This window comes from Sulfitobacter sp. 1A12157, from assembly GCF_043557345.1.
GTDB lineage: Bacteria > Pseudomonadota > Alphaproteobacteria > Rhodobacterales > Rhodobacteraceae > Sulfitobacter.
Genome location: NZ_JBIFFV010000002.1, coordinates 246483 through 258131, shown reverse-complemented (window position 1 = coordinate 258131; position 11649 = coordinate 246483). Strand labels below are relative to the sequence as shown.

14 protein-coding genes are annotated in these 11649 nt (G+C 63.4%); 8 read left to right on the top strand and 6 right to left on the bottom strand.

Features of this window, described 5'->3' with window-relative positions; all coding sequences use genetic code 11:
- Nucleotides 1-67 precede the first annotated feature (67 nt).
- Nucleotides 68-649 carry a thymidine kinase gene (locus ACGYLC_RS05205; RefSeq protein WP_067267300.1) on the top strand — a complete coding sequence of 194 codons (582 nt, stop codon included), beginning with the start codon at nt 68-70 and terminating at the stop codon, nt 647-649.
- Here ACGYLC_RS05205 and ACGYLC_RS05200 read toward each other — a convergent pair.
- From ACGYLC_RS05200 to ACGYLC_RS05180, 5 genes are all read right to left on the bottom strand, one after another.
- Nucleotides 646-1596, bottom strand: coding sequence for a 2-hydroxyacid dehydrogenase (locus ACGYLC_RS05200; RefSeq protein ID WP_394422032.1), 951 nt, complete (start codon nt 1594-1596; stop codon nt 646-648). The genes ACGYLC_RS05205 and ACGYLC_RS05200 overlap by 4 nt on opposite strands.
- On the bottom strand, nt 1593-1931 hold the full coding sequence (locus tag ACGYLC_RS05195) for a tRNA-binding protein (protein ID WP_349578529.1): 339 nt from the start codon (nt 1929-1931) through the stop codon (nt 1593-1595). Before ACGYLC_RS05195 ends, ACGYLC_RS05200 begins: the two co-directional genes overlap by 4 nt.
- Nucleotides 1924-2739, bottom strand: coding sequence for a pyrroline-5-carboxylate reductase (gene proC / locus ACGYLC_RS05190; RefSeq protein WP_394422031.1), 816 nt, complete (start codon nt 2737-2739; stop codon nt 1924-1926). Before proC ends, ACGYLC_RS05195 begins: the two co-directional genes overlap by 8 nt.
- Nucleotides 2740-2769: 30 nt before the next feature.
- Entirely contained in the window at nt 2770-3270 is a 501-nt protein-coding gene (locus tag ACGYLC_RS05185; RefSeq protein ID WP_394422030.1) for a YbjN domain-containing protein, read from the bottom strand.
- A 301-nt stretch (nt 3271-3571) separates the two neighbouring features.
- Nucleotides 3572-3814 carry an accessory factor UbiK family protein gene (locus ACGYLC_RS05180; RefSeq protein ID WP_394401720.1) on the bottom strand — a complete coding sequence of 81 codons (243 nt, stop codon included), beginning with the start codon at nt 3812-3814 and terminating at the stop codon, nt 3572-3574.
- 93 nt (nt 3815-3907) lie between these two features.
- On the opposite strand from ACGYLC_RS05180, the gene lgt reads away from it, so the two are divergent.
- The 5 genes from lgt to ACGYLC_RS05155 all read left to right on the top strand — a co-directional run bounded on the left by lgt (nt 3908) and on the right by ACGYLC_RS05155 (nt 7999).
- Entirely contained in the window at nt 3908-4792 is an 885-nt protein-coding gene (gene lgt, locus ACGYLC_RS05175; RefSeq protein ID WP_394422029.1) for a prolipoprotein diacylglyceryl transferase, read from the top strand.
- Nucleotides 4789-5847, top strand: coding sequence for a class I SAM-dependent methyltransferase (locus ACGYLC_RS05170; RefSeq protein ID WP_394422028.1), 1059 nt, complete (start codon nt 4789-4791; stop codon nt 5845-5847). Before lgt ends, ACGYLC_RS05170 begins: the two co-directional genes overlap by 4 nt.
- On the top strand, nt 5844-6599 hold the full coding sequence (gene pgeF, locus ACGYLC_RS05165) for a peptidoglycan editing factor PgeF (RefSeq protein WP_394422027.1): 756 nt from the start codon (nt 5844-5846) through the stop codon (nt 6597-6599). Before ACGYLC_RS05170 ends, pgeF begins: the two co-directional genes overlap by 4 nt.
- Nucleotides 6600-6870: 271 nt before the next feature.
- Nucleotides 6871-7014, top strand: a complete 144-nt coding sequence (locus ACGYLC_RS05160) for a hypothetical protein (RefSeq protein ID WP_169306083.1) — start codon at nt 6871-6873, stop codon at nt 7012-7014.
- Nucleotides 7015-7285: 271 nt separating this feature from the next.
- On the top strand, nt 7286-7999 hold the full coding sequence (locus tag ACGYLC_RS05155) for a Hint domain-containing protein (protein ID WP_394422026.1): 714 nt from the start codon (nt 7286-7288) through the stop codon (nt 7997-7999).
- 2 nt (nt 8000-8001) lie between these two features.
- Here ACGYLC_RS05155 and ACGYLC_RS05150 read toward each other — a convergent pair whose 3' ends face one another.
- The gene (locus ACGYLC_RS05150; RefSeq protein ID WP_067267317.1) at nt 8002-8502 is read right to left on the bottom strand and encodes an Lrp/AsnC family transcriptional regulator; all 501 of its coding nucleotides are present in this window, start codon (nt 8500-8502) and stop codon (nt 8002-8004) included.
- A gap of 216 nt (nt 8503-8718) precedes the next feature.
- Between ACGYLC_RS05150 and trxB the strand changes: the two genes are divergently transcribed.
- Nucleotides 8719-9723, top strand: a complete 1005-nt coding sequence (trxB, locus tag ACGYLC_RS05145; protein ID WP_394422025.1) for a thioredoxin-disulfide reductase — start codon at nt 8719-8721, stop codon at nt 9721-9723.
- A 193-nt stretch (nt 9724-9916) separates the two neighbouring features.
- Complete coding sequence (locus ACGYLC_RS05140) at nt 9917-11629, top strand: bifunctional sulfate adenylyltransferase/adenylylsulfate kinase (protein ID WP_394422024.1); 1713 nt, start codon at nt 9917-9919, stop codon at nt 11627-11629.
- Nucleotides 11630-11649: the final 20 nt, after the last annotated feature.

Here is an 11649-nt window from a genome sequence, read left to right as displayed (position 1 = left end):
CCGGCCCTAAGATCGGGGCGGGGTTTGCATCTTGATCCGCTGTCATGGGCGGCGTAACACCCTGCCCATGGCAAAGCTTTACTTCAATTACTCCACCATGAACGCCGGTAAATCCACGGTGCTGCTTCAAGCGGCGCATAACTATGTGGAACGCGGCATGGTGCCCTTTTTGCTCACCGCGCAATTCGACAATCGCGCGGGCGAAGGGCGCATCGCCTCCCGCATCGGCATCGGGCAAGAGGCGGATACTTTCGCCCCGGGCGAAGACCTTCTGGCCAAGATCGAAGCCCGGCTGGAGCAAGGCCCCTGCGCCTGTATCTTCGTTGATGAGGCGCAGTTTTTGGAGGTCGAGCAGGTCTGGCAACTGGCCCGTGCGGTGGATGATCTGGGCGTGCCGATCATGTGCTTCGGGCTGCGGGTCGATTTCCGGGGTGAGCTTTTCCCCGGCTCCGCCACCCTGCTGGCGTTGGCCGATGAGATGCGCGAAGTGCGCACCATTTGCCATTGCGGCAAGAAGGCCACGATGGTCGTGCGCCGCGACGCCGAAGGCCAAGCGATGCGCGACGGCGCGCAGGTGCAGATCGGCGGGAACGAGACCTATGTCTCGCTCTGCCGCAAACACTGGCGCGCCGCCGTAGGCGACGGTTAAACCCGGTTTGGCGGGGTCTCTCCGTCGATGAAGGCTTGCAGATTGGCCACCGCCATCAGCCCCATATCGACACGGACCTCATGCGCCGCGGTGCCGAGATGCGGCAGCAGCACAGCATTGTCGAGATCACGCAGCGCCTGCGGCACTTTGGGCTCGAACTCATAGACATCCAAACCCGCACCGCCAATGCGCCCCGCTTGAAGGGCTTCGATCAACGCGGCCTCCTGCACCACATCGCCGCGGGCGATGTTGATCAGATGGGCATGGGGCTGCATCGCGCGGAGAACGGTTTCATCGATCAGATGCCGGGTCTCGCCGCCGCCGGGCACGGCGATGACAAGCACATCCACGGCTTCGGCCAGCGCGGTCAGGCTTTCGACACGGGTGGCGGGGAAATCGAGGTCTTTCTCACTGCGATTGAAATAGCTGACCTGCATGTCGAACCCATGGTGGCAGCGCCGCGCGATGGCCTGCCCGATCCGGCCCATGCCGACGATGCCAACCCGCTTGCCGGTCAGGTGCAGCCCCAGCATCTGCGTCGGGTGCCAACCGGCCCATGCGCCTGAGCGGACCAGCCGCTCCCCTTCGGCAGCGCGGCGGGCGGACATCAGCATGAGCGTCATGGCGACATCCGCCGTGGCATCGGTGACGGCGCCGGGCGTGTTGGTCACTTCCACCCCCGCCGCGCGGGCCGCGGCCGCGTCGATGTGGTTATAGCCAACGCCGAAATTGGCAAGGATCTTGCAGCGCGGCTTGGGCACATCGGCGAAAACCTCGGCCGAGAAAGCATCCCCCAGGGTCGGCATCACCCCGTCATAGTCGCGCAGCGCGGCGCGCATTTCTTCGCCCGAAAGCGGCGCGGTTTCTTCGCGCACCGTCACTTCGCAGCCCTTCAACGCTTCGGTGACTTCCTTGGGCAAGGGTCTGGCAATCAATATCTTTTTCAATGCATCCGCCCTCCTTCGGGCACTTTTTGATCGGGCGACAAAAGCACGATCTCTCCGTCCTTGTCAGGCAGGCCGAGCACCAGCACCTCGGACATGAAAGGCCCGATCTGGCGCGCGGGGAAGTTAACCACGGCCACGACCTGCCGCCCCACCAGCGTCTCCGGCGTATAATGCGCGGTGATCTGGGCCGAGGTCTTACGCTCGCCAATCTCCGCGCCGAAATCCACCCAGAGTTTGATCGCCGGTTTGCGCGCTTCTGGAAAGGCTTCGGCCCGGGTCACGGTGCCGACGCGAATGTCGACCTTCAGGAAATCGTCGAAAGTGATCTCAGCCATTGGCCAGCTCCCGCGATCTGTCTGCCGCGGCGGCGACTGCGCGCTTGAGAAGGGGCGGGAAGCCCTCGGCCTCATCCATCAAAACCTCAAGCGCCGCTTGGGTCGTGCCATTGGGGCTGGTGACGTTGACGCGCAGCTGCGCCGGGTCTTCATCGGCTTGCATCGCCAGCGCCCCTGCCCCGGCCACGGTGGCCTTGGCCAATTGCATCGCCAATGTCTCGGGCAAGCCTTGGGCCACACCGGCGGCGGCCATGCATTCGATCATGTGAAAGACATAGGCCGGGCCGGAGCCGCTGACCCCGGTGACCGCGTCGATCTGCGCCTCCTCGGTCAGGCGGACGACCTCACCCACCGCGCTCAGCAGCGTTTCGGCTTCATCCAAGGACCGGCTGCCCGCCTTGGCGTTACCGACAATGGCGGTGATCCCTTTGGAGATGGCGGCAGGCGTGTTGGGCATGGCCCGCACAATGGGCGTGTCGCCACCAAGGACGCTTTCGAAATAGCCGATGGTCGTGCCCGCCGCGACGCTGACGAAAAGTGTTTCGCCATTGCCCATCGCCTGAAGCGTTGGCAGCGCGTCCGCCATCATCTGCGGTTTGACCGCCACCAGCACCACCGCCGGCGCGGCGGGCAGGTCGGCGTTCAGGTTCACGCCCGTCCCTTGCAGCCAATCGGAGGGTTTCGGGTCCACGACCCAGACCGCGCTTGCAGGCAGACCCTTCGCCAGCCAGCCCTCCAACATGGCCGATCCCATTTTGCCACAGCCCAGCAAAACCAGACCGTCGCGTGCCACTCTCCCGTCTTTCATCCTATCCCCCGAAGTTGTTCGGGGACTTTGTTACGCCCGGCCGTAAGCCTCTGCAATGGCGACGTCCATCGCGGCCTTGGGGGTTTGATCGCCCCAGACCAGCAATTGCAGCGCGGGATAGTAGCGTTCCGCGCCCATGACGGCGGCGCCGATCATCGTGTCGATCTGCTCTGGCCCCGCGACCTGTCCGCCCGCCAAAACCAGCCCGTAGCGGTAGACCATCAGCTGCTGATCGGCCCAGAAGCTGAAGGCCCCCGCCCAGCATTGATCGTTGACGAGGTTTAACAATTCGTAAAGTTCCGGCAGTTTTTCAGCCGGAGGCTCCATCTCGAAGGTGCAGATCAGGCGCAGCGTTTCGTCATAGGCCGACCATGCCAGCGTGATCGAATAGGTCCGCCACTGCCCCTCGACTGCCATGGCGATCTGGTCATCCGCCACGCGGTCGAACTCCCAATCATGGTGGGCCGCGATATTCTCAACGATATCAATGGGGTGGATTTCTTCTTCAAGGTAATGCTCGGACAGGGCCATTTCGCCACCTCTCAATCTGTTCCACGGGGCGGGACTTGGCCCACCATGCATGGAAGCCTGCACAAATAGGCGTGTAGGTTCACATCACCTATACAAGATATGGTGCTTGCAGCGGAACAGTCTGGCAAGGTTCTTCTTGGGGATAACCACAATTGATAGGGGATAACCGCAATAACTTGTGGGTAAATCGCGGAAAACGTCTATAATTTGGAGGGAGAGGGTGCGACGGGCCGTGCACGGTCCCTGTCCACGCCGGGGATCGCCGCCCCGGGCCGGGGCGGCTGATCGAATTTTATCGGGCTCAGCCCTTGGCTTCGAGCTTGTCGAGCCGCGCTTTCAGCGCTTCGTTCTCTTCGCGGGCCTTCTGCGCCATGGCGCGCACCGCGTCGAACTCCTCGCGGGTGACGAAATCACGATCGGCAAGCCAACGGTCTAGCATGCCTTTGAAGGCGGTCTCGGCCTCGTCCTTGGCGCCTTGGGCGACGCCCATCGCATTTGTCATCATCTGTGAAACGTCGTCGAAAAACTTGTTACGGGTCTGCATGTCTGGCCTCCGGAGGTTGTTAGCCTCTATATGGGGCGCGACGCCCTTGCTCGCAAGGTTGACTTCCCCGCGCGGCCTTGCTCAATCAGCAGCATGATAGCCATGCTCCCCTTCCCCGATATCGCGCCGGAAATCTTTTCGGTGACCCTGTTTGGTTCCACCTTCGCGCTGCGCTGGTATGCGCTGGCCTATATCGTGGGCATTTTGCTGGGCTGGCGCATCGCCACCGCAGCGGTCAAGCGCCCCCATCTGTGGAAGAACGACACGCCGGTGATGAAGCCCGCTCAGGTCGAAGACCTGCTCTTTTGGGTCATCCTTGGCGTGATCCTCGGCGGGCGCTTGGGGTATGTGCTGTTTTACCAACCGGCCTATTACCTGTCGAACCCCGCCGCGATCTTGCAGCTTTGGGAGGGCGGCATGTCCTTCCATGGCGGGGCGCTTGGGGTCATTCTCGCCGGTCTTTTCTACACATGGCGGCACCGGATCCCGGTGATCTCGACCGGGGATATGGTCTGTCTGGGGTTGGCACCGGGGCTGTTTCTGGGGCGGCTGGCGAATTTCATCAATGCCGAGCTTTGGGGCCGCCCGACCGATCTGCCTTGGGGCGTCGCCTTCCCCGGCGAGGCGGCGCAGTTCTGCCCCGATGTGGCGGGCATCTGTGCACGCCACCCCTCGCAACTCTATGAGGCGCTGCTGGAGGGGCTGCTCTTGGGCGGCGTGCTGATCTGGATGGCGTGGAAACGTGGCGCGCTCAAGATGCCGGGGCTGATTGGCGGCACTTTCCTTGCGGGCTATGGCGCGGCGCGGTTCGCGGTGGAATTCCTGCGCCAGCCCGACGCGCAATTCGTCACCCCCGGCAACCCGCTGGGGCTGGCGTGGCATATCGGCGGCTGGGGGCTGACCATGGGGCAAATCCTATCGCTGCCGATGATCGCTGTGGGCGTCTTCCTGATCATCCGAGCGCGGCGGCAGGCATGAGCCTGAAGGACCATCTGCTCACAAGGATCGCGCTGGAAGGGCCGATGCGGCTGGACGCCTATATGCAGTCCTGCCTGATGCATCCCGACTGGGGGTACTACACCACCCGCGCGCCTTTCGGCCCGGAGGGGGACTTCATCACCGCCCCCGAGATCAGCCAGATGTTTGGCGAGTTGATCGGCCTGTCGCTGGCGCAAAGCTGGCTGGATCAGGGCGCCCCCTCCCCCTTCACACTGGCCGAGCTTGGGCCGGGGCGCGGGACGTTGATGGCCGATATCCTGCGTGCCACGGCGCGGGTGCCGGGGTTTCAGGCGGCGGCACAGGTCACGCTTATCGAAGCCTCCCCCTCCTTACGCGACGCGCAGCGCAAGACCCTGCAAGGGGTCGAGGTCACTTGGGCCGAAAGTGCCGCTGACCTGCCGGACGCGCCGCTATTCCTCATCGCCAATGAGTTTTTCGACGCGCTGCCAATCCGGCAATTCCTCCGCCAAGGCGCAGGCTGGGCCGAGCGCCGGGTGGGTGCGGCAGAGGGGGCGCTGACCTTTGGCCTCGGCCCCGTGACCCCACAGCCCGCCCTCGCCCATCGGCTAGAGGATACCAAGGACGGCGACCTTATCGAGCTTTGCGCCCCGGCGGCAGAGATCATGCAAGAGATCGGCAAACGCATCGCGGCCCACGGCGGGGCGGGGCTGATCATCGACTATGGCGATTGGCGCGCCTTGGGCGACACGCTGCAAGCGCTGGAGAACCACAGCCCCGCCGATCCGCTCGCCAATCCCGGGCAGGCCGACCTGACCGCCCATGTCGATTTCGAGGCGCTGGCCCGCGCCTGCCCCTGCCCCCATAGCCGCGTGGTCACCCAAGGCGTTTTTCTGGAACGGTTGGGCATCACCCCCCGCGCGCAGAGATTGGCCGAGGCGCTGACCGGTGACGCGCTTGGCAACCATATTGCCGCACATCGACGGTTGACGCACCCGGCGGAAATGGGAAACCTGTTCAAAGTGATGGGGCTCTACCAAAAGGGTCAGACGCCGCCCCAGGGGACAGAAGTATGACGCTCGAAATTCTGACATCCGATGCGCTTGCGCCTTTGCGGCACGGGTTTTTCACCCGCCGTGGCGGCGCGTCGTCGGGGGTGTTTTCCGGGCTGAACTGCGGCAGCGGCAGCTCGGACCAGTCCGAGATCGTGCGCATCAACCGCGCCCGCGCCGCCGAGGCGATGGGCCTGCCTGCCGATCACCTTGTCGGGGTGCATCAGGTGCATTCCGCGACGGTGGTCACGGTGACGGAGCCGCAGGACGACAAACCCCGCGCCGATGCCTTGGTGACAAAGACCCCCGGCATCGCCCTGTCGATCCTGACCGCTGACTGTCAACCTGTGCTCTTCGCCGATGCACAAGCCGGCGTGGTCGGCGCGGCCCATGCTGGCTGGCGCGGTGCGCTTTACGGGATACTCGAAGCGACCGTCGATGCGATGGTCGATCTCGGCGCCACCCGCGAAAAGATCACCGCGGTGATCGGCCCCTCCATCAGCCAGCGCGCCTATGAGGTCGGGCCGGAGTTTCTGGACAACTTCATGAACGCCGACCCCGAGTTTGCCCGCTACTTTGCCCAGGGCGAAGGCGACCGGCTACACTTCGACCTGCCCGGCTTTGGCCTGAACCGGCTGCGCGCGGCGGGGGTGGGCCACGCGGAATGGACGCGGCATTGCACCTACGCCGATGCCGCGCGATTCTATTCCTACCGGCGCACGACCCATGCCAAGGAAGCGGACTATGGTCGCTTGCTCTCGGCGATCACCCTCTGAACGGGGCGGAATTGCGGCAACGCCTGCCCGCTTCGCGCCGCATTGCTGTTGTAAAATTTGAGCCAATCCAGCTAAAACAGCGCCACTGTTTCCCGCGAACCCCGCAAACTGCCGAAAAATAACAGTTTTTGAAGTAAGGCAAGGGTGCCCCAAACCGCCCTTCGAACCCGCCAAATTCCCACAAGTTTCTCGCCCACGGTCAAAAACCGGCCCGATTGCACTGCGATAGTGGATGCAACGATGCCCGCGTGACCCGAAGAGGAACAGAGCCATGAAAAAGAACCCGCGCTTCATCAAATCCGTTGTCGAAACGGCGGCCAAGACCGACACCGTCATGCCTTGGGCCCGCGGTGCGCGCCGCGCCGCATTCATCGCCAAACGCTCCGGCAACGCCCCGGTCCGCAAGACCGCCTGAAAAGTTTCCCCCGGTACCGGTGCCACGTGCCCGGTATAGCAGACCGCCCCTCGTAACGTTGATTCGTTGCGAGGGGCGTTTTCATGCGAATATGGCGATCACGCACCCGGCCCGGAAACAGCCCCCCGCATTCCGCCGAGATTGGCGCGCAAAGCGCAGCACTCAGGCCGGATATTTTGACAAATCCCGCAGAACATGGCGCAGTATCCAGCAGCCCGCGCCGGTGCGTGCCGCACTGGCACCGCTGCGCCGGGCCGACACAGGGTTTTGCATGACTGAGACCGCCACCAAATCCGAAGGCCCGCCGCCCGCGCCGATGCGCAGCTACGAAGTCGCCGCGCTCCGCGCCGACGGGTCGCTCTATATCGGCCAAGACACCGCCCCCGCCGCACCGCTTTTCGAAGCCGCTTTCGCGGCCTTTGCCCGCGGGACGCCGATCCAAACGGTGCGGGGCGATATTGCCATCGAGGATCTCCAGCCCGGCGACATGATCAACACAAGCACCACAGAACCGGCGCCGCTGATCTGGATCGGGTCGAGCCGTTTCATCCCGGCGGACAGTGGACGGCTGCCCCTCATCCGCATCATGCCCGACAGTTTCGGCGAGGGGCGCCCGAGTGCCTTCCTTACCCTCGGCCCCGCCGCGCGGGTGCTTCAGACGCCGCCCCGCCTGCGGGCCGCGGCGGAGGGCAATCGCCTGCTCACCACGCTGCGCGAATTCGTGGATGGGGTTAATGTGATCGAGGTCACCCCGCCAACCCCGGTGCGCCTGTTTCACATCTGCCTGTCGCGCCATGCGGTCATCAAGGCAGGCGGGCTAGAGATGGAGACCTTTCACCCCGGCGCTCAAGCGCTGCGCGAGGTGGCACCCGGCCTGCGGGATCGCTTTCTATCCATGTTTCCGCAGATCGCGCATGGGCGGGATTTCGGCCCCCTCGCCCATCCCCGCGCGCCTGAGACGGCAAAAGACCCCGCCGACAGCTGACCTTAAGGCGCGGTCGAGAGCCGCGCTTCCAACACGTCGAAAGGCACGCCGGGCTCATCCTTGGCCCCGCGGATCACGAGGCTGGTCTTCACGCTTTCCACATTGGGCGTGGTCAGCAATTGCCCGGTCAGGAAGCTTTGAAAGCTCGACAGGTCCGGTGCCACGCATTTCAGGATGAAATCGACTTCACCGTTGAGCATATGGCACTCGCGCACCAGCGGCCAACCACGGCATTTCTCTTCAAACGCGCTCAGATCGGCCTCGGCCTGAGAGGCCAGCCCGACCATGGCAAAGACCTGCACCTCGAAGCCCAGTTCGCGGGCGTCGACATCCGCATGATAGCCTTTGATATAGCCTTGCTCTTCCAAGGTGCGCACGCGGCGCAAACAGGGCGGTGCAGAGATACCGACGCGTTTGGCCAGTTCGACATTTGTCATCCGGCCATCAGATTGCAACTCGGCCAAGATCATCCGGTCTATCGGATCTAGTCGTGTACCCGCCATAACATCCTCAGTGAATTTTCGATTCTTATAGCAGCCTGCGTGGTGCGCGCAATAAAGTTTCACACAAGCGCAATATTCTTTACCCTGACCCTTTACGTCAACCGCCCCCCCCGTTCACGTAGGCGTCATGACGGGGCCGCGACGGCAGGGGTTTAACGGCTTCGCGGCTATCGCTATATGAGGCGGGCAATATCAATGACAGCCCGGGGGCGCCAGATGGCCGAGACACGTAAAACCAAGGTACTGATCATCGGCTCCGGCCCTGCGGGTTACACCGCCGGGGTCTACGCAAGCCGCGCCATGCTGGAGCCGATCCTCGTTCAAGGCATCGAGCCTGGCGGCCAGCTGACCACCACCACCGAGGTCGAGAACTGGCCCGGCGACAGCGAGGTGCAGGGCCCCGACCTGATGATCCGTATGCAGGAACACGCAAAGGCGATGGGGACCGAGATCATCGGCGACATCATCACCGACCTCGACCTGTCGAGCCGTCCGTTCCACGCCAAGGGCGACAGTGGCACCACCTATGTGGCCGATGCAGTGATCCTCGCCACCGGGGCGCGGGCCAAGTGGCTCGGGCTGGAGAGCGAAGAGAAGTTCAAGGGTTTCGGCGTCTCGGCCTGTGCCACCTGCGATGGGTTCTTCTACCGCGGCCAAGAGATCGTCGTGATCGGCGGCGGCAACACCGCCGTGGAAGAGGCGCTGTTCCTCACCAATTTCGCCTCCAAGGTCACGCTGATCCACCGCCGCGATGAGCTGCGCGCCGAGAAAATCCTGATCGACCGCCTGATGAAAAACCCCAAGATCGAGCCGCTGTGGTTCCACGAGCTGCACGAGGTTTACGGCACCGACAACCCGCTCGGCGTGGAAGGCGTGAAGGTCAAGCACACCCAGACCGGCGAGATCACCGACATTCCCGCCAAGGGCGTTTTTGTCGCCATCGGCCACGCGCCCGCCAACGAGTTGGTCAAGGACACGCTGGAGACCCATATGGGGGGCTATGTCGTGACCAAACCCGACAGCACCGAGACCTCGATCCCCGGCGTCTTTGCCGCCGGTGACCTGACCGACCACAAGTACCGCCAAGCGGTCACCAGCGCCGGCATGGGTTGCATGGCCGCACTTGAGGCCGAGCGTTTCCTTGCCGAAGTGGGCGATGACGAGGGCAAAGATACCTCCCTCCCGCTCGGCTACGGGGCCGAGGTGAAGGAAGACGTTTAAGTCAGACGAAGGCGCGGCGGAGATAATTCTGGTTTCCGCCGCCCCTCCGCACCCGAATTGCAGGCCACCCTCGGATCGTGGGATTTCGGCCTTTAACGGGGCGACATCCCTTAGAACTATAGACTTTTCACTGCCATTGCAGCTATGGCAGCCAGGACCGAAGCCGCCTGTTCCCTGAAGAAAAGTGATAGTCATGATGCCCAGCAACCTCACGCCGATCCCCGAACTCTACGTCTCTTACGAGTCTTCGCAAAAGCTGAAGGTGGAGGCGGGCAATCTGGTCAGCCTTGACCTCACCCCGCGCCAGATCTGCGATCTGGAACTCCTGATGAACGGCGGCTTCAACCCGCTGAAAGGGTTCTTAGGCGAAGAGGACTACGACAGCGTGGTCGAGAATATGCGGCTGGCGGACGGCTCCCTCTGGCCGATGCCGATCACCCTTGACGTGACCGAGGCTTTTGCCGAGAAGCTGGAACTGGGGCAGGACATCGCCCTGCGTGACCAAGAGGGCGTGATCCTAGCGACCATGACCGTCAGCGACCGCTGGACCCCGAACAAATCCCGCGAGGCCGAGAAGGTCTTTGGTGCCGATGACGAGGCGCATCCGGCGGTGAACTACCTGCACAACCAAGCGGGCAACGTTTATCTCGGCGGTCCGGTGACCGGCATCCAGCAGCCCGTGCACTATGATTTCCGCGCCCGCCGCGACACGCCCAACGAGCTGCGCGCCTATTTCCGCAAGCTGGGCTGGCGCCGCGTGGTGGCCTTCCAGACCCGCAACCCGCTGCACCGCGCGCATCAGGAACTCACCTTCCGCGCCGCCCGTGAAGCGCAGGCCAACCTGCTGATCCACCCCGTTGTCGGCATGACCAAACCCGGCGACGTGGACCACTTCACCCGCGTGCGCTGCTATGAGGCTGTGCTCGACAAATACCCTGCCGCCACCACCTCGATGAGCCTCTTGAACCTCGCCATGCGCATGGCTGGCCCGCGTGAGGCCGTCTGGCACGGGCTGATCCGCAAGAACCACGGCTGCACCCATTTCATCGTTGGCCGCGATCACGCTGGCCCCGGCAAGAACTCCGCCGGTGAGGATTTCTATGGCCCCTATGATGCGCAGGACCTGTTCCGCGCGCATCAGGAGGAGATGGGCATCGAAATGGTCGATTTCAAACATATGGTCTGGGTGCAGGAACGCGCGCAATATGAGGCCATGGATGAGATTAAGGACAAAGACGATGTCACCATCCTGAACATCTCGGGCACCGAGCTCCGCCGCCGCCTGCGCGAAGGGCTGGAGATCCCTGAGTGGTTCTCCTTCCCCGAGGTCGTGAAGGAGCTGCGCCGCACCTCGCCGCCGCGCTCGAAACAGGGGTTCACCGTTTTCTTCACCGGGTTCTCCGGTTCGGGCAAATCCACCATCGCCAATGCGCTGATGGTCAAGCTGATGGAGATGGGCGGCCGCCCGGTGACGCTGCTGGATGGCGATATCGTGCGCAAGAACCTTTCCTCTGAGTTGGGCTTCTCCAAAGAGCACCGCGATCTGAACATCCGCCGCATTGGCTATGTCGCGTCAGAGATCACCAAAAACGGCGGCATCGCCATCTGTGCGCCGATCGCGCCCTATGCCACCACCCGCCGCGCCGTGCGTGAGGATGTGGAGAACTTCGGCGCCTTCGTCGAAGTCCATGTCGCAACCTCTATCGAGGAATGCGAGCGCCGCGACCGCAAGGGGCTCTACAAACTGGCGCGCGAAGGCAAGATCAAAGAGTTCACCGGCATTTCCGACCCCTACGACGTGCCGCAGAACGCCGAACTGGTGCTGGAGACCGAGAATGTCGAGGTCGACAACTGCGCGCATCAGGTGTTGCTGAAGCTTGAGAATATGGGGCTGATCGCGGGGTAAACCGCTGAGCCTCCGCAGGA